Annotated in this window: 19 protein-coding genes; 6 read left to right on the top strand and 13 right to left on the bottom strand. The window is 63.1% G+C overall.

Translation table 11 applies throughout. From position 1 onward, the window contains the following. Positions 1-52: 52 nt before the first annotated feature. From DESPIG_RS09655 to DESPIG_RS09685, 7 genes are all read right to left on the bottom strand, one after another. A complete protein-coding gene (locus tag DESPIG_RS09655; protein WP_006008030.1) occupies positions 53-850 on the bottom strand; it encodes an NADH-quinone oxidoreductase subunit B family protein in 798 nt (265 codons plus the stop codon). Between the two features lie 14 nt (positions 851-864). Then, entirely contained in the window at positions 865-2427 is a 1563-nt protein-coding gene (locus DESPIG_RS09660; RefSeq protein ID WP_006008032.1) for a hydrogenase large subunit, read from the bottom strand. A gap of 3 nt (positions 2428-2430) precedes the next feature. Further along, positions 2431-3966: a proton-conducting transporter transmembrane domain-containing protein gene (locus DESPIG_RS09665; RefSeq protein WP_006008034.1), complete on the bottom strand. Its 1536-nt coding sequence runs from the start codon at positions 3964-3966 to the stop codon at positions 2431-2433. A 9-nt stretch (positions 3967-3975) separates the two neighbouring features. Then, a complete protein-coding gene (locus DESPIG_RS09670; protein WP_006008036.1) occupies positions 3976-4596 on the bottom strand; it encodes a hypothetical protein in 621 nt (206 codons plus the stop codon). A 3-nt stretch (positions 4597-4599) separates the two neighbouring features. After that, the gene (locus DESPIG_RS09675; RefSeq protein ID WP_006008038.1) at positions 4600-5532 is read right to left on the bottom strand and encodes a respiratory chain complex I subunit 1 family protein; all 933 of its coding nucleotides are present in this window, start codon (positions 5530-5532) and stop codon (positions 4600-4602) included. Continuing rightward, a complete protein-coding gene (locus DESPIG_RS09680; RefSeq protein ID WP_006008041.1) occupies positions 5529-7541 on the bottom strand; it encodes a proton-conducting transporter transmembrane domain-containing protein in 2013 nt (670 codons plus the stop codon). Before DESPIG_RS09680 ends, DESPIG_RS09675 begins: the two co-directional genes overlap by 4 nt. A 326-nt stretch (positions 7542-7867) precedes the next feature. Then, a complete protein-coding gene (locus DESPIG_RS09685; protein WP_006008043.1) occupies positions 7868-8824 on the bottom strand; it encodes a UDP-glucuronic acid decarboxylase family protein in 957 nt (318 codons plus the stop codon). A gap of 218 nt (positions 8825-9042) precedes the next feature. Here DESPIG_RS09685 and DESPIG_RS09690 point away from each other — a divergent pair, with 218 nt between their 5' ends. Next, entirely contained in the window at positions 9043-9864 is an 822-nt protein-coding gene (locus DESPIG_RS09690) for a TatD family hydrolase (protein ID WP_006008045.1), read from the top strand. A 535-nt stretch (positions 9865-10399) separates the two neighbouring features. Here DESPIG_RS09690 and DESPIG_RS09695 read toward each other — a convergent pair. The 3 genes from DESPIG_RS09695 to rfbF form a co-directional block, all read right to left on the bottom strand. Further along, positions 10400-10900, bottom strand: a complete 501-nt coding sequence (locus DESPIG_RS09695) for a dTDP-4-dehydrorhamnose 3,5-epimerase family protein (protein WP_246118347.1) — start codon at positions 10898-10900, stop codon at positions 10400-10402. A gap of 52 nt (positions 10901-10952) precedes the next feature. Continuing rightward, entirely contained in the window at positions 10953-12062 is a 1110-nt protein-coding gene (gene rfbG, locus DESPIG_RS09700; protein WP_006008051.1) for a CDP-glucose 4,6-dehydratase, read from the bottom strand. A gap of 108 nt (positions 12063-12170) precedes the next feature. Further along, positions 12171-12935, bottom strand: coding sequence for a glucose-1-phosphate cytidylyltransferase (gene rfbF, locus DESPIG_RS09705; RefSeq protein ID WP_006008053.1), 765 nt, complete (start codon positions 12933-12935; stop codon positions 12171-12173). A gap of 226 nt (positions 12936-13161) precedes the next feature. On the opposite strand from rfbF, the gene DESPIG_RS09710 reads away from it, so the two are divergent. Further along, the gene (locus DESPIG_RS09710) at positions 13162-13824 is read left to right on the top strand and encodes a hypothetical protein (RefSeq protein WP_147589014.1); all 663 of its coding nucleotides are present in this window, start codon (positions 13162-13164) and stop codon (positions 13822-13824) included. A gap of 258 nt (positions 13825-14082) precedes the next feature. On the opposite strand, the gene hflX is transcribed toward DESPIG_RS09710, so the two are convergent. Then, positions 14083-15717: a GTPase HflX gene (hflX, locus tag DESPIG_RS09715; RefSeq protein WP_006008058.1), complete on the bottom strand. Its 1635-nt coding sequence runs from the start codon at positions 15715-15717 to the stop codon at positions 14083-14085. Between the two features lie 47 nt (positions 15718-15764). Next, on the bottom strand, positions 15765-16361 hold the full coding sequence (locus DESPIG_RS09720) for an IMP cyclohydrolase (protein ID WP_006008060.1): 597 nt from the start codon (positions 16359-16361) through the stop codon (positions 15765-15767). Positions 16362-16484: 123 nt separating this feature from the next. Between DESPIG_RS09720 and DESPIG_RS09725 the strand changes: the two genes are divergently transcribed. The 4 genes from DESPIG_RS09725 to DESPIG_RS13845 all read left to right on the top strand — a co-directional run bounded on the left by DESPIG_RS09725 (position 16485) and on the right by DESPIG_RS13845 (position 20065). Then, complete coding sequence (locus DESPIG_RS09725) at positions 16485-17294, top strand: exodeoxyribonuclease III (RefSeq protein WP_006008062.1); 810 nt, start codon at positions 16485-16487, stop codon at positions 17292-17294. A 152-nt stretch (positions 17295-17446) separates the two neighbouring features. Continuing rightward, positions 17447-18175: an aspartate/glutamate racemase family protein gene (locus DESPIG_RS09730; protein ID WP_006008064.1), complete on the top strand. Its 729-nt coding sequence runs from the start codon at positions 17447-17449 to the stop codon at positions 18173-18175. A 14-nt stretch (positions 18176-18189) separates the two neighbouring features. Beyond that, on the top strand, positions 18190-19221 hold the full coding sequence (locus DESPIG_RS14115) for a hypothetical protein (RefSeq protein ID WP_169304823.1): 1032 nt from the start codon (positions 18190-18192) through the stop codon (positions 19219-19221). A 1-nt stretch (position 19222) separates the two neighbouring features. After that, positions 19223-20065, top strand: a complete 843-nt coding sequence (locus DESPIG_RS13845; RefSeq protein ID WP_006008066.1) for a hypothetical protein — start codon at positions 19223-19225, stop codon at positions 20063-20065. 60 nt (positions 20066-20125) lie between these two features. Here DESPIG_RS13845 and DESPIG_RS09735 read toward each other — a convergent pair whose 3' ends face one another. Further along, positions 20126-20626 carry a metal-dependent hydrolase gene (locus DESPIG_RS09735; RefSeq protein ID WP_006008068.1) on the bottom strand — a complete coding sequence of 167 codons (501 nt, stop codon included), beginning with the start codon at positions 20624-20626 and terminating at the stop codon, positions 20126-20128. Positions 20627-20822 lie beyond the last annotated feature (196 nt).

Raw genomic sequence — 20822 nt, forward strand, 5'->3', positions numbered from 1 at the left:
GAAACCCCTCCTCGCGTCAGCAGAGGGGTTCCCCCTCCCCTCAATATCATTCTTACAGCACGTCTTTTTCCGACTTCAGGCGCAGCAGGCCGTCGAGGATGCTCCAGGGGCTGGGCGGGCAGCCGGGCACGAAGAGCTGCACGTCGCACAGGGGCGGCAGACCGCCGCAGCATTCGTCGCTGTCGGCGAAAAGGCCGCCGGAGATGGCACAGGAGCCCACGGCGATGGCGATGCGCGGCTCGGGCACGGCTGCCCAGGTGGCCAGCACGGCTTCGCGCATGTTGCGGCTCACGGGGCCGGTGACCAGGATGCCGTCGGCATGGCGGGGCGAGGCCACGAAGTTGATGCCGAACTTGCCCAGGTCATAGACCAGGGTCCCCAGCACGTTGGTATCGGCCTCACAGGCGTTGCAGCCGGCGGCGCTGATCTCGCGCAGCTTGAGCGAGCGGGAGAACAGGCCGTTGCAGGCCTTGGGCTTGTGCAGGGGCCGGGGCCGGGCCGTGACGATGAGGTCCTCACGGGCAAAGGCGGCCACGCGGTAGTCCCTGGTGAAACGGATCAGGCCCTCACCGCGTGCCGCGGTACAGGCACGGGCGCAGGCTCCGCAGAACAGGCAGCGTCCCATGTCCAGGGCGATGCCGTCGGTCTCGCCGGCGGGGCCGGGCTCGGCGGGCGAGAGCTTGCGCAGGGCCCCGGTGGGGCAGACGTCGAGGCAGGCGCGGCAGGAGCCGCAGTCCCCGGCCGCGATCTCGGGGCGTCCCATGTAGCGGGGCGAAAGGCCCGGCGCCTTGTGGGGGAAATCCAGCGTCCTGTATTTCTGGTGCAGGCGTTCCTTGAAGATGTCCAGCATGTCAGTCCTCCTGCCTACAGGTCGTGGCCGCAATAGGAAAGGTTGAAGCTCTTGTTGCAGAGCGGGAAGTCGGAGATCTGTTCGCCGCGCAGGGCCATTTCCAGACCGCTCCAGTTGTGCCACGAAGGATCATAGATCTTGTAGACGCCGAAGCGGCCTTCCGCATCCGTGACGGCCACATGACACAGCTCGCCGCGCCAGCCTTCCACCTGGGCCACGGCCAGCATGCCGCCGGGCAGGGCCTCGGGCATGGGCGCACGCCAGAGGGCGGCATCGCTCTCGCCTTCGCGGAGCTTCTCCTCTTCGCCCAGACGGGCCAGATGCTGGAGGTCGGCTTCCACCAGGCGCACGGAGTCGGCCACTTCCAGGCGGCGCACCGTGGCGCGGCCCAGCACGTCGCCGCCCTGGGCGGTGCGGATGTCGGTATCTTCCAGCGGCAGGCGGGAAAGGGGCGCATGGCGCCGGGCATCACGCGGCAGGCCGCAGGCACGCGCGGCCACGCCCACCATGCCGAAGTCCTCGGCGGTACGCAGGCTGACGCAGCCCGTGCCGGTCAGACGGTCCAGCACGCTGGGCGAGGCGAACATCACGTCCACGGCGCCCTTGACGTCACGCCAGCCCGCACGCAGGCGGTCCAGCAGGCCGCGGCAGGCAGCGGGATCCAGATCCCAGTTGACGCCGCCGGGGCAGACCAGGCCGCGCCCGAAGCGGTTGCCGCAGATCTCGGCGGTCATGTTGAGGAAGTCGCCGCGGATGCGGCCGTTCCAGGACGAGGTGGGCAAAAAGCCCGTATCGCCCGCGATGGCGCCCAGGTCGCCGGTATGGTTGGCCAGGCGTTCGAACTCCAGGCCCATGCGCCGCAGCAGCTGGGCACGCAGCGGCACGCTGACGCCCGCCAGACGTTCCAGCACCACGCTGTAGGCCGTGCAGTGGCCCACGCTGGTATCCCCCGCCACGCATTCCATGAGCGCGGCATCACGCAGGTGGGGGCCGCCGGCCAGCATCTTTTCCACGCCGCGGTGCTGGAAGCCCAGGCTGATCTCCAGATTGAGCACGTTCTCGCCGTAGCACTGGAAGCGGAAGTGGCCGGGCTCGATGATGCCCGCATGCACGGGGCCCACGGCCACTTCATGGACCTGGCCGCCTTCCACGCGGTAGTGGTCGCACTGGGCCGGGCCGGGACGTTCCGCGCCCGAGGCGGGCGTGGTGTAGCGCACGGGCTTGAGCCAGGGGTGCCCCTCGGGGACGATGCCCCAGGCCTCGTAGACCTCACGCTCGAAGCGCTGGAGCTGCGGGCATTCCTGGCTCATGGACGCATAGCGTTCCAGCGGCAGGCAGCGGGAGGCCCACAGTTCCTGCTGCTGGTCATGGGCCATGACGCAGCACAGGCCGGCTGCGGCCGTATTGCCCGCCACCAGCGCCAGTTCGCCCTGGGCGTACAGGGCCCGGGGCAGGCCGAAGAAGGCCAGCACGCGCCAGCCGTGTGCCACCTGCGTCAGGATGGCGGCCCGCAGGGAGGCCGCGTCAAGACAGGGGATGTCGGCCAGTCTGGCCGGGGAAGCATAGGAAAAACGCATGGTCTAGCCTCCAATGAGGGCCGCGCTGGCGCGCAGCAGCTTTTCGACGCCGTCGGGCATCCAGAAACCCAGCAGCAGCACGCACAGGCCCAGGGCCATGGGCGGCAGCACGCTCAGGGCGGACTCACGCGGGCATTCGGGCATGTCGGTGGGGCGGGTGCCCTGGAACATGCGCAGCACGGCCACGGACATGCCCACGAAGATGATGGCCAGGGCCAGCATGTACAGGGCGGCCACCAGCCACTGGCCCTGCTGCAGGATGCCCTTGAGGATCAGGAACTCGCTGACGAACAGGCCGAACGGCGGCGAGCCCACGATGGCCAGGAAACCGCCCATCCACAGGGCGCCGGTGACGGGCATGGTCCAGCGCAGGCCGTGCACGTCGTAGCTGGAATAGGTGTGGTAGCGGGCCAGGATGTTGCCGGCCAGCAGGAAGAGCATGCACTTGGTCAGCGAATGGCACATGGCGTGCAGCATGCCGCCGAAGGCCGCAGCGCCGCCCAGGCCCACGGCCAGGGCCAGGATGCCCATGTGCTCCACGCTGGAGTAGGCCAGCATGCGCTTGTAGTGGCCCTGTCCCACGATGAAGATGGCGGCCACGAACATGGAGACCAGGCCGAAGAAGACCAGCAGCGTGCCGCTGAAGCCGCCCAGGCCCGCGCCCAGCATGATCTGGTGCCCGCGCAGGATGCCCAGGAAGGCACAGTTGAGCAGGGCGCCGGACAGCAGGGCCGAGACCAGCGAGGGGGCCTGGCTGTGGGCGTCGGGCAGCCAGTTGTGCAGGGGTGCCAGGCCCATCTTGGTGCCGTAGCCCACCAGCAGGAAGATGAAGGCCGCCTTGAGCCAGGGCAGATAGGTGGCCGCGCTCTGGGGCGCATCCAGCACGGCCAGGGCTTCGGCGCGCTGCTGGGCCAGATGGCGGAAGGCCTCCACCTGGTCCATGCTCTCCACCGGCGGCACGCCGGGCTCGTAGAAAGCCACGGAAAGCAGGATGTTGCCCAGCAGGGCCAGGGCGATACCCACGGAACAGATGATGAGGTACTTCCAGGTGGCTTCCAGCGACTGCTTGTGGCGGTGGAAGTAGATCAGGGGCGCGCTGGACAGGGTGGTGATCTCGATGCCCACCCACAGGGCGCCCAGATGGCGCGTGGTGGTGACCAGCGTCATGGCCGAGAGGAAGAAGCACAGGCAGGCCGTGAAGCGGCGTTCCGGGGCATTAGTGAAGGCCCGGCCGTCCAGGATGCTGGTGCGTTCGGTGATCAGGGCCTCGTCGCGCAGGTAGCCCACGCCGTAGACCGAGGCCACCAGAAAGAGCACGCTGGCCAGCACGAGGAAGAGCGTGCCCAGCGCGTCAGGCGCCAGCAGACCGGCCAGGGCCTGCGGATGCAGGCCGCCGCTCACATCGGCGGCCAGTTTGACGGAAAGGGCCGTGTGCAGCACGGCCGTGAGCAAGAGCAGGCCGCGGCAGACGGTGGTATTGCCCAGCAGCAGCATGAGCAGTCCGGCGCACAGGGGCGCAAACAGCAGACATTCCAGCATGGTCGCCCCCTAGTCGCGCAGGTCGTGGAAGCCCACGTCGATGGATTCGAACGTGTGGCTGATGTGGTTGATGGCGATGCCCATGACGAAGACCGCCACGAAGATATCCAGCAGCAGGGTCAGCTCGAACCAGACGGCACCGGCCGTCATGAGCGGGATGCCCAGCAGGAAGATGCCGTTTTCGGCCACCAGATAGCCCATGACCTGCGAGAGCGCCGTGGCGCGGCCCACCACCAGCAGGAGGCCGCAGAACAGCGTGGTCAGGCCGGCGGGCAGGAGCAGGGGCGGGAAGAGGCCGGGCGTCATGGGCAGGCGGCCTTCCAGCCAGAGCGAGAAGACCAGGCAGGCCAGGCCGGTGAGCACGGCCAGGCCAAAGCCCAGACGGGGCTTGATGTGCGGGTCGGCACCGATCTGGCGGCGGGTGCGGTGCAGCAGCCAGGGCAGCAGGCCGCCCTTGATGAGCAGCACGGCCACGGCCAGCAGGGCATGGTCATGCATGAGCAGCAGGCCGCCCAGCAGGATGCCCTGCGCGGTCACCAGATTGATGAGCGTGCGCAGGCGGCCCATGCCCAGCAGGGCCAGGTTGTTGAGCGTCAGCAGGAAGAGGAAGAACTGGAAAAGAGCGCTCATGATTTACCTCACCTGGGTCAGGATCAGGGCCAGGGCCGAAAGCACGGCCGCGCCGCCCAGCAGCACGGGCACCTTCTGCATGCGCAGACGGGCCATGACGGATTCCACGATGCCCACCAGCACGGCCACGGCAAAGATGCAGGCCAGCCAGCACAGGCTCTGCTGCCACAGGGGCAGGTCGGGCACCAGGATGCCCGCGGGCAGGGCCGCGAAGAACCACAGCTTGAGGGCCGCGCCGTACTCGATGAAGGAGAGGCTGGGGCCGGAGTGGTCCAGGATCATGACCTCGTGGATCATGGTCAGCTCCAGATGGGTGGTGGGGTCATCCACGGGGATGCGGCTGTTCTCCACCAGCAGCAGTACGAAGAAGACCACCGGCACCAGCAGCAGTTCGGCGCGTCCCAGCAGCCATTCGTGGGCCGGGCGGCCGCCCAGCATGCCGGAAAGGGAAAGCGCATCGTGCATGCCCAGGGTGGAACCCACGCCCACCAGGGTCAGCAGGCAGAGGAAGAGCACCGGCTCGGACAGGGCCGAGAAGGCGGCCTCGCGGCTGGCGCCCATGCCTTCAAAGGACGAACCGGTATCCAGGGCGGCCAGCATGGTCAAAAAGCGGCCCAGGCCCAGCAGGTAGGCGGCCAGCAAAAAGTCGCCGGAAAAACGCAGCGGCGAGGCCATGCCCCCCAGGGGCAGCAGGGCCAGGGCGCAGAGCACCGTGGCCAGGCCCACCACCGGGCCCAGCGTGAAGACGGGCGTGGTCACCTGGCTGATGACCTCGCCCTTGCGCAGGCCCTTGAAGATGTCGAAGTACAATTGCAGCACAGGCTTGCCGTGCCTGCCTGCCACCTTGGCCTTGATACGGGCTATGATGCCCGGCAGCAGCGGCGCCAGCAGCAGGGCCAGCGCATACTGGAAACAGTAGAAGGCGAGATCGCTCATGCGTGCAGCCCCCAGGCCAGCAACGCCACCAGCGTGGCGAGGATGTAAAGGATATAGAGATGGATCTTGCCGTGTTGCAGGATCTTGCACATGTTGCAGAGCTTTTCCACGCCTTCGAACAGCGGCGTGAACAGGCCCGTACGCAGACGGTCAGGGGCGGAGATGGCCACCGAAGCCTTGCCGGGGAAGTAGCGGCCGTCCAGCTCCTGATGCACCTTCAGGCCCATGGCGCCGCCGAAGATGCGGCCCAGCGGCTCGGAGAAGGAGGCGTCCGTGTACTGCACGCGCGGGGTCCCGTACTGGTAGCCGCAGCCCCAGGTCTCTTCACGGCGCAGGCGGCCGGCGATGCAGGCCTTACGCAGCAGCCACAGGGCGGCCACCAGGGCCAGCAGCACCATGCCCACCAGCGAGACCGTGCCCAGCATGTCGGCCACGCGCAGCATGACCTGCTGTCCGGCCACCGGATCGGGCAGGGGCGCGTTGACCGTGCTGATGAGCCAGCGGAAGCAGTGGCCGGAAGCCAGGCCGCCGGCCACGCAGAGGAAGGCCGGGATGGCCAGGGGCCAGAGATCGCGGGGACGGGGGCGGTGGGCCTCTTCCACACAGCGGCTGCGCGGCGCGCCCAGGAAGGTGATGCCGTAGGCCTTGGCATAGGTGGCGGCGGCCAGACCGGAGACCAGGCCCAGCACCACCAGCGCCATGAGCAGGCCCAGCTGCTGTTCCACGCCGGGCAGGCTGGAACCGTCCAGCAGGGAAAGGGCCAGCACGAACTCGCCGGCAAAACCGTTGAAGGGCGGGAAGCAGGCGATGGAGACCGCGCCGATGCCGAAGGCGGCGCCCACCAGGGGCATGCGCTGTTGCAGGCCGCCCAGCAGCTCCATGCGCACGGTGCCGGTGGCGTGCAGCACCTCACCGGCGGTGAGGAAGAGCAGGCCCTTGAAGGCCGAGTGGTTGAGCATGTGGAACATGGCGCCGGCCAGGCCCAGGGTGCCGATCCAGCTGTTGCCGCTGTGGCTGCCGATGAGCCAGGCGCCCACGCCCATGAGCATGAGGCCCATGTTCTCCACGCTGGAGTAGGCCAGCAGGCGCTTGAGGTTGCTTTGGGCCAGGGCCTTGAGGATGCCCATCAGCGCCGTGCCCAGCCCCAGGAACAGGGTCAGCCAGCCCCACCAGGCCGGGGCGGCGCTGAGGGGGGCCACGAATTCGCAGCTGCGGATGATGCCGTACAGACCGGCGTTGATCATGGCGCCGGAGAGCAGGGCCGAGATGTGGCTGGGCGCGGCCGGGTGGGCCTCGGGCAGCCAGACGTGCATGGGCGCGATACCGGCCTTGGCGCCAAAGCCCAGCAGGGACAGCACGAACAGGACCGAGGCCAGCGGCACCACGGGGCCTTCCTTGAGGGCCAGGACGGCAAAGGCCGTGTCGCCCGCGTTCTGCCAGAGCAGGCCGAAGAAGGCCAGCAGCAGGACGGCGCCCAGGTGGGCGGCCACCAGATAGACCCACGAGGCGTCACGCACGTTGCGGTCGCTGTCGTTGAAGTCGATGAGGAAGAAGGGCGACAGGGACATGACTTCCCAGGCCAGCAGGAAGAGCACGGCGTCGCGGGCCATCATGACCACGGCCATGCCCAGCACCAGCAGCAGATAGAAGAGCCAGTGGGCGGCCAGGTTATGCTCGCTGGCGCGGGTGTGGCGCAGCGAGATGCCCCCGGCACAGGCACAGACGAAGCCCAGACCGAAGACCGGCAGCAGGAAGACGCGGGAAAGGGCGTCCAGCCCCAGACTCAGACTGCCCACGGGCAGGCCCCAGGCCTGGGTCCACAGCAGGCTGCCCGTCCAGCTGTCCGTGAACAGGCCCGCCATGCCCAGGGCGCAGCCGCAGGCGGCCCCCAGAGGACCGAACAAATCGGCCAGCCGGGTCGTGGCGGGCGTGGGGCGGGCAAAAGCCAGCAGCCCCAGACCGGCGGCACTGACCGCCAGTACACACAGAGCCAGTAAAATCAAAAACATGAGCACACTCCGACATTCAGACCGTCAAAGTACACGATGCGGCCCTGCCATGGGCAGGACCGCATCTGTGGAAACTTTTCTGGCGGCATGGTCCGAGCGCTCCTTCCCCGGAGACTTGCAGCGCCCATGCCGGACGGACAGACGGACTCCCTGTCCGTCAAGGGTTGTGGTTGCGCGTCCGTACCGGCCGGTACGGATCCCCCCTGCGTCGCCTTCCCCGGGCGGCGCATCCATATATGAGTTCGACCGGAGCGGGGGCGGCGGCGCACTGCCCGCCCAAAGGCGGCTTTGCGCTCGTCGGCATCCCCTGCTCCGGACACGGACATCTAGGCCAGACCTTTGCGGATCTGTTCGTCGAAATAGGCGATGGTCTTTTTCAGACCTTCTTCCAGCTGGACCTTGGGCTCCCAGCCCAGGACCTCGCGGGCCAGACTGATGTCGGGACGGCGCTGTTTGGGGTCGTCGCCGGGCAGGGGCTCGCAGATCAGCTTGGAGCTGCTGTTGGTGAGCGCGATGACCTTTTCGGCCAGTTCGCGGATGGTGAACTCGCCGGGGTTGCCCATGTTCACGGGGCCGGTGAAGTCGTCGGGCGTGGCCATGAGGCGGCACATGCATTCCACCAGGTCATCCACATAGCAGAAGGAGCGGGTCTGACTGCCGTCGCCGTAGATGGTGATGGGCTCGCCCTTCAGGGCCTGCACGATGAAGTTGGAGACCACGCGGCCGTCGTTGGGATGCATCTTGGGGCCGTAGGTATTGAAGATGCGGCCCACCTTGATGTTCACGTTGTTCTGGCGGCGGTAGGAGAAGAACAGGGCCTCGGCGCAGCGCTTGCCTTCGTCATAGCAGGAGCGGATGCCGTTGGGGTTCACATGGCCCCAGTAGCTCTCGGGCTGCGGATGCACATCGGGGTCGCCGTAGACCTCGCTGGTGGAGGCCTGGAAGATGCGCGCCTTCAGGCGCTTGGCCAGGCCCAGCATGTTGATGGCGCCGTGGACGCAGGTCTTGATGGTCTGCACGGGGTCGTGCTGGTAGTGGACGGGCGAGGCCGGACAGGCCAGGTTGTAGATCTCGTCCACTTCCACGAACAGGGGGAAGGTCACGTCATGGCGCAGCAGCTCGAAGCGCTTGTTGTCCATGAGCTCTTCCACATTGGAGCGGGCACTGGAAAAGAAATTGTCCACGCACAGGACTTCGTGCCCCTCGTCCAGCAGACGCGCGCACAGATGCGAGCCCAGAAAACCCGAACCACCAGTGACAAGAACCCGTTTTCGCAAATGCATGATAGCCTCTCAACGTAAAATGACAATAGGCGCAGAGAGTGTACGCCCTTGTCCCGGGACTGGCAATGCCTGAAACGGGGCTTTTTCGCGGCAGGGCAGGGGCTTGCGTCCCGCGGCCGCCCCTGCTAGAAGCCATGCCAGACGGGCGCCCGGCCGGGGATGGGCGGTGTCCGTCCCCGGGGCAGCGTTGCCCGCATCCTCTCCATCCCGGATCCGTCATGAGCCATAAGAAAGTTGAACGTATCGACCCCCTGACCCAGGCCCTGCCCTGCGTGGGCTGCGACAGCCACGCCCATCTGGACGGCGAGGAATTCGACGCCGACCGCGAGGAGGTGCTGGCCCGCGCCCGTGCCGCCGGTGTGGCCACCATCGGCAACATCTTCCTGCATCCCGATACCTGGCGGCAGAAGCGTGCGTATTTCGACGCGCACCCCGAGGTCTTTTTCGTACTGGGCATCCATCCCTGTGACGGCCAGCAGTGCACGCCCGAGGTCATGGCCGCCATCCGGGACGCCTTTGCCGAGGATGGGCGCCTGCGTGCCGTGGGCGAGATCGGGCTCGATTTCTACTGGGACGACTGCCCCAAGGAGATCCAGTACCAGGCCCTGCACGACCAGCTGCAACTGGCCCGCGAGCTGGAAAAGCCCGTGGTCATCCACTGCCGCAACGCCGAGGCCGAGACCCTTACGACCCTCGAAGCGCGCGGTTTTGCCGGCTATCCGCTGCTGTGGCACTGCTTTGGCGGCGATACCGACATGGCCCGGCGCATCATCCGCAACGGCTGGCACATCTCCATCCCCGGCCCGGTCAGCTATCCGGCCAACAAGGCCGTGCGCGAGGCCCTGGCCGTCATCCCTGACGACCGCCTGCTGCTGGAGACCGACAGCCCCTATCTTTCGCCCGTGCCCTGGCGTGGCAAGCGCAACGAACCGGCCTTCACGGTCTTCACCGTGCGCCATATGGCCGCCGCCCGCGGCATGGAGCCCGAAGAGCTCTGGCAGCTCTGCGGCGACAACGCCCGCCGTTTCTTCGGGGTGTAGCCTCGTGCGCTTTGGCGGCGGGCTCCGGGGGGAAGAGGCCCTTGGCGTTGCTGTCGATGCCCGTAGGGCTCCTCTGTCGCCAACGGGCACAGCCCTCCGGGCTGCCTTCGGTCGCGCGTTGCTGTCGATGCCCGTAAGGCTCCTCCGTCGCCAACGGGCACAGCCCTTCGGGCTGCCTTCGGTCGCGCGTTGCTGTCGATGCCCGTAAGGCTCCTCCGTCGCCAACGGGCACAGCCCTTCGGGCTGCCTTCGGTCGCGCGCTGCCGTCGATCCTGCACAGCTTTCCGCTCGCAACGGACACGTCCGAGGGGGCCACCCGCTCGCCGGGCGGTGAGTGATGGTGGCGGGGCTTCTTCCCAGTGCGTTTTGCCAGGAAGGGCGACGGACATCATGTCGTGGAGGAGCTCACGATGCAGCTCTCCCGGTCTTGGGGGAAAACCATATTTGCAGAAAAAGGACGGGCGGTCGCTCAACCGGCGGCCGCCCGTCCTTTTATATTGGGAGATGGGAAAAGGCCCCTTCTAAAAATACGCCATTAGCCCCAGGTATAGGGGATGTCCTTCGTATCGGCGGGCAGGCGCTCGCCTTCTTCGGGATCGTGGGGCAGATCGGCACAGTTGCAGATCAGGGCCGGTTCGTCATTGGCGGCGGTGAAGCCGTACCAGACCCCCGTGGGGATGCGCAAAAGGCCGTAGTGGTCGGGGCGGCCCAGATATACTTCCCGCAACACGCCGCGGGTGGGCGAGTCGGGGCGGGCGTCATAGAGCACGAGCTTCAGCAGGCCGTGGGGCACGGTGTAGTACTGGGTCTGCCGGCGGTGGCGCTTCCAGGCCTTGATGGCCCCGGGCAGGACCTCGGAGAAATAGACTTCTCCCAGATGCAGTTCTCCGTCCGCCGTCTCGGCGTGGGGACGCAGGGGAGAGTCGGGGCGCAGCATGTGCATCACCGGACCGCCGGGGGTAGGGATGACCTTCAGGGGCTGGAAGCGGACACCGTCGATGCCCATGTCCGGGCACGAAGTTTCGGAACGTTCCATGGGGATGTCCTTTCTGGATAGCGGACCCGCCCGGAAGACCGGGCGGGCGGTCCTATTTCGTCCAGAGCTGTTCGCGCTGCTCGGCGGCGTTCACATAGGCCGCGATCTGGCCCAGGCTGAAGTCCAGCATGGACCCCTGTTTGGCGCCGTCGCCGCGATAGAAACGATGGTACCATTCGGCGGTGAAGCGGATGGTCTCCTCAAAGGTCAGGGTGGCTTTCCAGCCCAGATGGGCCAGGGCCTTGTCGCAGCAGAGCTTGAGCAGGGTGCATTCCTTCATGCCCGCCTGTCCGGCCTTGTCCATCTCGCTGCGGAAGCCGGGCCAGTGCAGGGCCAGGGCCTCCACCACTTCCGCCACGGTATTGTTGACGTTGGCGGCAGGGCCGAAGTTGTAGGCCTCGCCGCGGGTCTCGAAGGGGCCCTTGCGCGCGCCCAGCAGATGGGCGCCCAGCCACAGATAGCCGGACAGGGGCTCCAGCACCAGCTGCCAGGGGCGGGTGGCCCAGGGGCTGCGGATCTGCACGGCCTGACCGGCGGCCCAGGCGCGGGCGCAGTCGGGCACGATGCGGTCGGCGGCCCAGTCACCGCCGCCGATGACGTTGCCGGCGCGCACGGTGGCGCAGGCCGGACCATCCTTGAAAAAGCTCTTGAAATAGGAATGGGCGATGATCTCGGCGCAGCCCTTGGAGGCGGAATAGGGATCGTCGCCGCCCAGGTGGTCGGTCTCGCGGTAGCCCCAGACCCACTCGTCGTTGCGGTAGCACTTGTCCGAGGTGATGAAGACCGCGGCTTCCACGCTGGGGCACTGGCGCACGGCCTCCAGCATGTTGAGGGTGCCCAGCATGTTGGCCTCGAAGGTCAGGGGCGCGTCTTCGTACGATTTGCGCACCAGGGCCTGGGCGGCCAGATGGAAGACCACATCGGGGCGGAATTCCTTCATGGCGCGGATCACGGCGTCACGGTCGCGGATGTCGCCGCGCACGTCCTGCACGTGCTGTTCCAGATGCATGGCCTCGAAGTGGGAGGGGCTGGTGGGCACGCAGTCGGCAAAGCCGCAGACGGTGGCGCCCATCTGGCTCAGCCACGCGGCCAGCCAGGAGCCCTTGAAACCGGTATGGCCGGTGATGAACACACGGCGGCCTTTATAGCAGTTGGCAAACATGGTCTTCTCCTGCCGGTCGCGCTCGCGCCGGCGTCATGACGGAAGAATGGGAAGGGCCGCCGGGACGGCGCCCCGAGGAAGGCGGGGCCGCGGCCCCGCCGGAAGGATCTATTTCCAGAAGGCCTTGCCGCTGTCCCACAGCTCGTTGAGCTTGATGGAGTCGCGCAGGGTATCCATGCACTGCCACTGTCCGGGGTGCTGGTACATGGAAAGCTGGCCTTCGGCGGCCAGGCGCTGCAGGGGCTCTTTTTCCAGATCGCAGGATTCGTCTTCGTCCAGATAGTCCAGGAACTCGCGTTTGAAGACGAAGAAGCCGCAGTTGATGTACTCGTTGAGCACGGGCTTCTCTTCCCAGGACAGGATCTTGCCGTTCTCGTCGGTGCGCACGGTGCCGAAGCGCGAGGGCATGCGCACGCCGGTGAAGGTCCCGATGGTGCCGGACTTCATGTGGAAGTCGATGAGCTTGTTGATGTCGATGTCGGCCACGCCGTCACCATAGGTGACCATGAAGCGGTCGGTATCGATGTAGCGGGCCACGCGTTTCAGGCGGCCGCCCTTGAGGGTCTCCTGCCCGGTGTCGCACAGGGTCACGCGCCAGTCCTCGATCTCGCGGGGATGGGGGGTGATGGCGCCGCTGCGCAGGTCCACGGTGAAATCCGTGTTGCGGATGTTGTAGTCGTGGAAATACTGCTTGATGTATTCGCCCTTGTAGCCCAGGGGCAGGATGAAGTCCTTGAAGCCGAACCGGGCATAGATGTTCATGATGTGCCAGAGTACGGGCCGCCCGCCGATCTCGACCATGGGCTTGGGTTTGATGACGGTCTCTTCCCGCAGCCGGGTGCCCTTGCCGCCGCACATGATGATAACTTTCATACAGCCTCCGCCTGTCCCCCACAGGTGCGGGACAGCAGTTGCCAAAGGTTTTTTATCCCGACCGGCCGGGATGGCACGGTCAGCCGGCGGCGATGCTAGCAAAAGGCGTGACGGAAAAAAAGCCCTTGTTTCCCGGCCATTGGCGGCAGGGAGAACGCTTGGCAACCACCGGCGTCTGCGCTATCTTATATGTCGCCCAAAAGTCATTTCCTGCATGGAGGCTCCTATGCACAAGCATTGCAGATCCCTGTTGCTGGCGTCGCTCGCCCTGTCGTGCGGCCTGCTGGCGTCCTGCCTTTCGTCCGGCCCGGAAAAACCGCTCGGTGCCATGGCCGATGCCATGGAAAAGAACGATAGCGCCACCTTCCTGGCCCAGATCGACATGCCCCGGTTCGCCGCCAACGAGGCGCGGAACATGACCAACGAGAACGAGGCCCTGAACATGCTGGATTCCCTGGGGCAGGATCTGGGGCTGGGCGGTATGGATCAGCTGCTGGGCAGCGCCCTGAACATGGAGGACAAACTCCGCAAAAGCCTGACCCGCGGTGTCTCCACCGGTGAGCTGATGGCCCATTGCCGCAAGGCCGAGCGCCCGGACTGCCCGTGGGTGCCGGAATCGCTCAGGAACGCCAAGGTGGTGGAGCTGGGCCCCGAGGCGGCCGTGGCTTCCGTCACCACGCCCGCCGGCATGACCTCCTGGCTGGCCCTGTGGAAGCAGGGCGAGAACTGGCGCGTGGTGGGCCGTGCCGTCATGGAGAACATGGCCCGTGCCTTTGCCCAGGCCGGACAGGCCAAGGCCGCTCCCGCCGCGCCGGCCAAGACGCAGCAGCCCGCCGCCAAGCCCGCTCCCAAGCCGGCGCCCAAGAGCGACGGCGCTGTCACCTTGTAGACAACGGCAAGATCACCGTCGTGTGACGGCAGGATGTCGTCAGGATGCCAAAAGGGCCGCTGGGAAGCGGCCCTTTTTTTATGGCACCGGCACGTTGCGCGCCATCTGCATGCAACACCAAAACGCTATGCGGCGGCTTCCATGATCTTTCGTCAAAAGAGATCCGCCGCCTGTGGAGCGGGCAGGAAAAAAGGACAACAGGTTGGACGACGGCGCCCCGGACAAGGAGCGCGTCCGCGGTCTTGCCCCTGTGGCGTGCTATTGCAGGACGAGGCCGTCGTCTTCGAAGGGGATGAGCAGCTGGCTCTGCTGGGTGCTGAGCAGCATGTTCTCCAGCACTTCCAGCAGGCGCTTGAGGCCGTCGCCGGTACGGGCGGAGATGGGGATGGCGTGCGGGAAGGCGTCGGCCAGTTCGGCGCGGGCGGGCACGTCCAGCAGGTCCCATTTGTTGAGCAGCAGGATGCGCGGCATGTGCTGCAGCTCCAGCTCCTCGAGGATGGTCTCCACAGAGGTGATCTGCTGCAGCAGGTCGGGATGCGAGGCGTCGGCCACATGCACCAGCAGGTCGGCGGACTCCAGCTCTTCCAGCGTGGCGCGGAAGGCATCCATGAGCTCCTTGGGCAGGTTGCGGATGAAGCCCACGGTATCGGCCAGGATGATCTCGCGTTCGGCCGGGAAGCGCAGACGGCGGGTGGTGGGGTCGAGGGTGGCGAAAAGCTTGTTCTCGGCCAGTACCTCGGAGCGGGTCAGGTTGTTGAGCAGGGTGGACTTGCCCGCGTTGGTGTAGCCCACCAGCGCGGCCATGGGGATGCCGCGACGGGCGCGGCGGGAGCGGGTGAAGGCCCGCTGGCGGCGCAGCTGGTCCAGTTCCTTGCGCAGGCGGGCCATGCGTTCGCGGCTGCGGCGGCGGTCGGTCTCCAGCTTGGTCTCGCCGGGGCCGCGTCCGCCGATGCCGCCCATGAGGCGGTCCATGGCGCGGTTCTTGCCGGTAAGACGGGGCTGGGTGTAGCGCAGCTGGGCCAGTTCCACCTGGAGCTTGCCCGCGCGGGTCACGGCATGCTGGGCAAAGATGTCCAGAATGAGCTGGGTGCGGTCCAGCACCTTGCGCTCGGTGATGTCGGCCAGGTTGTGGAGCTGGGCCGGGGAAAGCTCGCCGTCGAAGACCAGGGTCCCGGCGCGGCCCTCCAGGGCCAGCACTTCCAGCTCGGCCATTTTGCCCTTGCCCAGGATGAACTTGGGGTTGACCTGGGCCACGCGCTGCACCATGCGCCCGGCCACGGCCAGGCCGGCGGTGCGGGCCAGTTCGGCCAGCTCGTCGAGGTTGCGTTCCTGGATGATGCGGGGCTGGGCCGCCACGGAGACCAGCAGGGCACGGGGCGCGTCCGAGGCCTCGCGCGTGTCGTCGCTCCTGCGGGCCAGCTCTTCTTCCAGAGCTTCGGCGGTGGCGGTGAAATGGGCGCTGGTCTGGTCCCAGGGGCGGAGCTGCTCCACACGGTAGGGCTGCCCGGCCACGGGCGTGGGCAGCAGGTGGGCCTCCTGCCACTGCACGGGGTCGCCGTCGGGATTGACGGTCAGCACGATGATGGCGTCCAGACGCAGGAAAAGCAGGTCCATGAGGTCTTCCTGGCTGAGGCCGTCGGGCGTGAGGTGGGTGTGGAGCAGACGAAGGCCGCGCAGACGGTCGGCACCGGAGCGGGCGCGGGGCAGTTCCGGGATCAGGATCCCGCCTGCCTCGCCCACCAGTACCATGTCCACGCGGCCTTTACGGTCGATGAGCATGCCCAGCTGACGCCCCAGGGCGCGCGACAACAGCGACAGTTCCCGGGCCTGGTCGATGGTATAGACATCGGTGGCCGGGAAACGTCGAGTGGTCAGCCGGTTGAGGGCCTTCAACTGGCTGGGCTTGAGCCCCTGCAGGTTGCCTTCGAGCCTGGAAATGGCTAGGCCCCCGGACGCAGGTAGGAGGTGATGAGGGCGTCGTAGCGCGAGGTGGCTTCGAACGCACGCGAGGCCATGGCCTGACGGAAGTCCAGGCTGACCTTCATGTCGTGTTCCTTCATCTCCTGCATGGCGGTGGCGTACCATTTGGTCCCGGGCAGCACCAGGATGCTGTGGAAGTTCTTGGCAGCGGCGCGGATCATGCAGGGACCGCCGATGTCGATTTCCTCCACGGCCTGTTCGAGCGAGAGCTTGCGCTCCACGGCACCGGCAAAGTCGTACAGGTTCACGCAGACCAGGTCGAAAGGTTTGATCTCCTTTTCTTCCAGCGTGGCCATGTGCTCGGGGATGTCCTTGTTGGCAAGGATGCCCCCGTGGATCTTGGGATGCAGCGTCTTCACGCGGCCGCCCAGGATCTCGGGGAAGCCGGTGACGTCACTGACGGCCGTCACGGGCAGACCGGCAGCCTGCAGGGCCTTCATGGTCCCGCCGGTGGAGACCAGCTCCACGCCGTTCTGCGACAGGAAGGTGGCGAATTCCACCAGTCCGGTTTTGTCCGTCACGCTCAGGATGGCGCGGCGGATAGGAAGCATATCCATACGGATTCTCCTTGGCTCATGTTGGCATTATTGCCGCAGGTGATTTTGCCAGAAAAACGGTCCGTCCGCAATGCCGCGCTTGCGGCCGGCAACGCCTGCCGCTATGCTGGCGGCGGAGGTCCTATGTCCATCAGACTCGTATCCTGGAACGTCAACGGCCTGCGTGCCGTGTCCGCCAAGCCCGAATGGCGCTGGTTCGCCGAGAACACCTGCGATGTCATCGGCCTGCAGGAGACCAAGGCCATGCCCGAACAGCTCAAGCCCGAGGTGGCCAGCCCCGAAGGCTGGGAGGCCCACTGGGCATCCAGCGTGGTGAAAAAAGGCTATTCCGGCGTGGCCGTGTTCAGCCGCATCAAGCCGCTGGCCGTGCGCTGCGAACTGCCCCAGCCGGAATGGCAGGGCGAAGGGCGCATCCTGCATCTGGAATTTGAAAAGTTCCACTTCTTCAACGGCTATTTCCCCAACGGCGGCGCCGAGGAACTGGACGAGAACGGCAAGCCCATCCCCGGTCGTTTCAAGCGCGTGCCCTACAAGATGGGCTTTTTCGACGCCTTCACGGCCTATGCGGAAGAATGCCGCAAAAGCAAGCCCATCGTGGTCTGCGGGGACTTCAACATCGCCCACAAGGCCATCGACCTGGCGCGGCCCAAGCAGAACGAGAAGAACACCGGCTTTTTGCCCGAAGAGCGCGCTTTCCTGGACCGCTTCACGGCCATGGGCTATGTGGATACCTTCCGCCATGTGCACGGCGATGTGGAAGGCCGCTATTCCTGGTGGTCGTATAAGATGCGCGCCCGCGAGAAGAACGTGGGCTGGCGCATCGATTATTTCTTCGTTTCGGAAGAGCTGAAACCGTACATCCGCGACGCCTGGATCGAGGACGACGTCTACGGTTCGGACCACTGCCCCGTGGGCCTGGAGCTGGACATCTAGCCCGGCGTCCCCGGACGGCATCCCTGCCGGGAGCACTGCGACCACAGAAGGCGCGGCCTTGCCCCACGGGCGGGCCCCGTCATTCCGGGGCATCGTGCCGGACATGATCGTCCCGGCATACGCGCATCATCGAAGCATCAGAGGTGAGCCACATGAAAACCATCGGTCTTCTGGGCGGCATGAGCTGGGAAAGCACGCTGACCTATTATCAGATCATCAACATGGTGACGGCCCAGACCCTGGGCGGTCTGCATTCGGCCCGCTGCCTGCTCTACAGCGTGGATTTTGACGAGATCGAGCGCTGCCAGCAGGCCGGGGACTGGGACAAGAGCGCCCGCATCCTGGCCGATGCCGCACAGGCCCTGGAGCGGGGCGGGGCGGATTTCCTGGTCATCTGCACCAACACCATGCACAAGGTGGCCCCGCAGATCGCCGCCGCCGTGGGCATCCCGCTGATGCACATCGCCGACGTGACGGCCCGGCAGCTGCACATGGCGGGGGTGCAGCGCGTGGGCCTGCTGGGCACCCGCTACACCATGGAAGAGGATTTCTACACCGGCCGTCTGGAAGCCAACGGCCTGCAGGTGCTGGTGCCCGAGGCGGAAGACCGGGCCGAGATCAACCGCGTCATCTTCGAGGAGCTTTGCCGGGGCGTGATCAAGGACAGCTCGCGCGAGACCTTTTTGCGGGCCATCCGGGATCTGGCCGCCCGGGGCGCGCAGGGCGTGATCCTGGGCTGCACCGAGATCGGCATGCTGGTGCAGCAGGAGAACATCGCCGTACCCCTGTTCGATACCACGCTCATCCATGCCCGCACGGCCGCGCTGGTGGCCATCAACGAGACGCCGGTGGATACCGAGCCGGTGAAGGTGAAGAAGTAAAAAAGGAGATGATTATGTTTGAGATATATTCGATTGATAAAGATAATGTAATTAATAGTATTTATCTGACGAGTAGGGTCACTTATGAATATGCCTTGATGAATATTGTTCCGCTGATGCAAAAACTTGAATTTCAAAGAAAAATTCAAAGTCCTAAATTTTATAATCGATTGGCAAATGATATAGCAAGGGGCTGTATTATGCCTCCTCTCACTTTGGCTTTTGTAGAACCTAATATGGATAGATTGGAAAAAGATAGATTATCATTGCAAGGGTATGTAAATGATAATATTCGTAATGGATTTATACTTGATGGTATTCAAAGATTGAATACCTTGCAGAGGAGTTCGAAGGAAGATGGATTTGATGATAACTTACCAATATTTTTTAACATATTGATATGTCCGTCAAATGATAAATTATTATATAGGATGATTACATTAAATAATGGCCAGAAACCTATGACTGCTCGACACCAAATCGAAGTTTTATTGAGCAATATTTATAAATTTGATGGTGAAAATATTAATGTTTTGACAGAGAAGGAAGCCCTTGGAGGCAGGGCAAGGGGAGCATTTAAGAAATCTAGCTTTATAAATGCTTATCTTGCATTTTTAAGTGGAACAACAACTATTGATAATAAAAAAATTATTGAGGATAAATTAGATGAATTGCTTGCAACTCGTATTATAGAACAAGGAGTCGGTAGTAACGATATTGAATATAGTGATGTTATATCTTTTATATCAAAGTGCTCAGTAGAGGAGGATGTGAGAAAATGGTTTCAAAATGAAAATAATTTAATAGGTTTTTCAGTTGCAATGAAAAAGAACTTTAATAATATAAGAATTTTTTCTCCAGATGAGTTACTAACTAAAATACAATTTATAGAAGATGTATTGTCGATGACAGAGGTGAGTAAAGTAAAAGTTAGTAGTCATCGGCGTAAGATGGTCAGTCAATATTTTAAGGATATCGTAAAAATTGATCAGCAGGGAATGGAAGCTGCTGAGGCTTTCATGTTTTTGTCAGATAAGGTTGACTAATATGGATGTAGGATCATTTTCTATTTCTGGAAGGACATCAATTGTAAATACCTTTTTGTTGGAAAGTTCATTTAAAAATAACTATTTATTTGTAGTGCTGCTTTTGATTAAAGGGGCTTTTTCTATTCAAAATAGAAATTTACAAGTCAATACAGTTCAAGCTAAAGATCTTACTGTTCTCGGAGTATTAGGTGCAAAAGAAGATGTTCTTAATGACTATATAGGTAGAATAAATGGAATAAAAACTATTTCTGAAGAAATATATAGAAATAATAATTTTTATAAATTTGTTCTTTTAGAGTTATGCTCATGCTTTATTTATCAGCGCACAAAACAAGGTGGCATGGCTTTTTTGCATGTATATCGAATACTAGAAAAAATTGCATATGCTATTCCGTTAATATATGTTCGAAAAACTACTGACTTTGATAAAACATTTGAACAATTAAAATCTTTTTTTAATTCTATGGATAAAAATAGTGGGGAGTTACTTTTTTTAAAAATAGCATTGAAAAAATTGTTAGATGATCAGGAGAAGGCCTATAAATTCCCCCTCAAGTTAGATAGTTCCGAAAAAAAATGGATATCGATTTGTTTGTCTGAGGAGCATAAACAAAATCTGTTAAGTGGTACTAGTATTGAATTGACCATTATTGAATATATTGATTTTGTAGTCAATATTCGGAATCGTTTTTTTCATGCTCTTTCAGGAAAGAATCATTTATCTTTAGATTGTTCCATTAATCCTGAACTTGTTCTGCTTAAATGCTCTCAAGATTTTGTAAATATATTATGTTTCCTAATTGGAAGATTTTCGGAACCTTCTACTTTACAAGATGAATAGCTATATTAATAAATGGCCTAAGACCAGCTTATGGTCTTAGGCCATTCTTATAATTATGGTTTAGAAATGCAGCACGGGCATGCCCAGCTGGCGGACGTGGCGGATGAGCTCCTTCATCTCCGGGCCCAGCAAAAAGCCCAGCAGGACGAGCATCACGCCCAGAAAGACATATTCGCCCACGCTGCCGGTGGAGCAGACCTTGAACGAGAGCTTGTTCTTGCGGGAGAAGGGATGCAGGGGGATGCCCGAAGGGGTCAGCATGTCCAGCACCACATGGCTGATGCCGCCCAGGCCGATGCCCAGCAGGGCGGGCTGCCAGTGCGGGGGCACCAGATGGCTGCACGCCACCAGCAGGATGGCGACCCACCAGCCGAACCAGTGGGTGGTGCCGCGGTGGATCTGGTTGAAGGTGCGCTGCGGGTTGCGGGAGCGCTTGGCGATGGCCTGGTCGAGCTTGTCGGGCAGGATGGCGCCGAGACAGGCGGCGACCACGCCTTCCAGCGGCAGGTGCAGGGCCAGGGCGGCGCCGACGCCCGCCGTCTGGTGGGTGATCCATTTCATGGGAGCTCCATAAGACTGGGGATGCCGTCCCGGAAGGCCGGGCGCGGGCTGCGGTCAAAGGGGCGGGCGGAGGCTTCTCCGCGTGTCCTGTTCCGGTAGCGGCGCATGCTGCCGGGCACGTAGGCAGAGGATGCGGGCTTTGTGGCGGCATCCGCTTTTGCGTGCGGCGGCAGGCGGCGAAAAAGAGGGGACCACC

The organism is Desulfovibrio piger ATCC 29098 (assembly GCF_000156375.1).
In the GTDB taxonomy this organism is placed as follows: domain Bacteria; phylum Desulfobacterota; class Desulfovibrionia; order Desulfovibrionales; family Desulfovibrionaceae; genus Desulfovibrio; species Desulfovibrio piger.

What these genes read in the sequence shown, in the direction of transcription:
- DESPIG_RS09725 (WP_006008062.1), top strand. Translation starts at nt 16,485, where the DNA reads ATGTCCATCAGACTCGTATCCTGGAACGTCAACGGCCTGCGTGCCGTG.
- DESPIG_RS14115 (WP_169304823.1), top strand. Translation starts at nt 18,190, where the DNA reads ATGTTTGAGATATATTCGATTGATAAAGATAATGTAATTAATAGTATT.
- DESPIG_RS09685 (WP_006008043.1), bottom strand. Translation starts at nt 8,824, where the DNA reads ATGCATTTGCGAAAACGGGTTCTTGTCACTGGTGGTTCGGGTTTTCTG.
- DESPIG_RS09690 (WP_006008045.1), top strand. Translation starts at nt 9,043, where the DNA reads ATGAGCCATAAGAAAGTTGAACGTATCGACCCCCTGACCCAGGCCCTG.
- rfbG (WP_006008051.1), bottom strand. Translation starts at nt 12,062, where the DNA reads ATGTTTGCCAACTGCTATAAAGGCCGCCGTGTGTTCATCACCGGCCAT.
- DESPIG_RS09710 (WP_147589014.1), top strand. Translation starts at nt 13,162, where the DNA reads ATGCACAAGCATTGCAGATCCCTGTTGCTGGCGTCGCTCGCCCTGTCG.
- rfbF (WP_006008053.1), bottom strand. Translation starts at nt 12,935, where the DNA reads ATGAAAGTTATCATCATGTGCGGCGGCAAGGGCACCCGGCTGCGGGAA.
- DESPIG_RS09665 (WP_006008034.1), bottom strand. Translation starts at nt 3,966, where the DNA reads ATGCTGGAATGTCTGCTGTTTGCGCCCCTGTGCGCCGGACTGCTCATG.
- DESPIG_RS09730 (WP_006008064.1), top strand. Translation starts at nt 17,447, where the DNA reads ATGAAAACCATCGGTCTTCTGGGCGGCATGAGCTGGGAAAGCACGCTG.
- DESPIG_RS09670 (WP_006008036.1), bottom strand. Translation starts at nt 4,596, where the DNA reads ATGAGCGCTCTTTTCCAGTTCTTCCTCTTCCTGCTGACGCTCAACAAC.
- DESPIG_RS13845 (WP_006008066.1), top strand. Translation starts at nt 19,223, where the DNA reads ATGGATGTAGGATCATTTTCTATTTCTGGAAGGACATCAATTGTAAAT.
- DESPIG_RS09675 (WP_006008038.1), bottom strand. Translation starts at nt 5,532, where the DNA reads ATGAGCGATCTCGCCTTCTACTGTTTCCAGTATGCGCTGGCCCTGCTG.
- DESPIG_RS09735 (WP_006008068.1), bottom strand. Translation starts at nt 20,626, where the DNA reads ATGAAATGGATCACCCACCAGACGGCGGGCGTCGGCGCCGCCCTGGCC.
- DESPIG_RS09695 (WP_246118347.1), bottom strand. Translation starts at nt 10,900, where the DNA reads ATGGAACGTTCCGAAACTTCGTGCCCGGACATGGGCATCGACGGTGTC.
- DESPIG_RS09680 (WP_006008041.1), bottom strand. Translation starts at nt 7,541, where the DNA reads ATGTTTTTGATTTTACTGGCTCTGTGTGTACTGGCGGTCAGTGCCGCC.
- DESPIG_RS09655 (WP_006008030.1), bottom strand. Translation starts at nt 850, where the DNA reads ATGCTGGACATCTTCAAGGAACGCCTGCACCAGAAATACAGGACGCTG.
- DESPIG_RS09720 (WP_006008060.1), bottom strand. Translation starts at nt 16,361, where the DNA reads ATGGATATGCTTCCTATCCGCCGCGCCATCCTGAGCGTGACGGACAAA.
- DESPIG_RS09660 (WP_006008032.1), bottom strand. Translation starts at nt 2,427, where the DNA reads ATGCGTTTTTCCTATGCTTCCCCGGCCAGACTGGCCGACATCCCCTGT.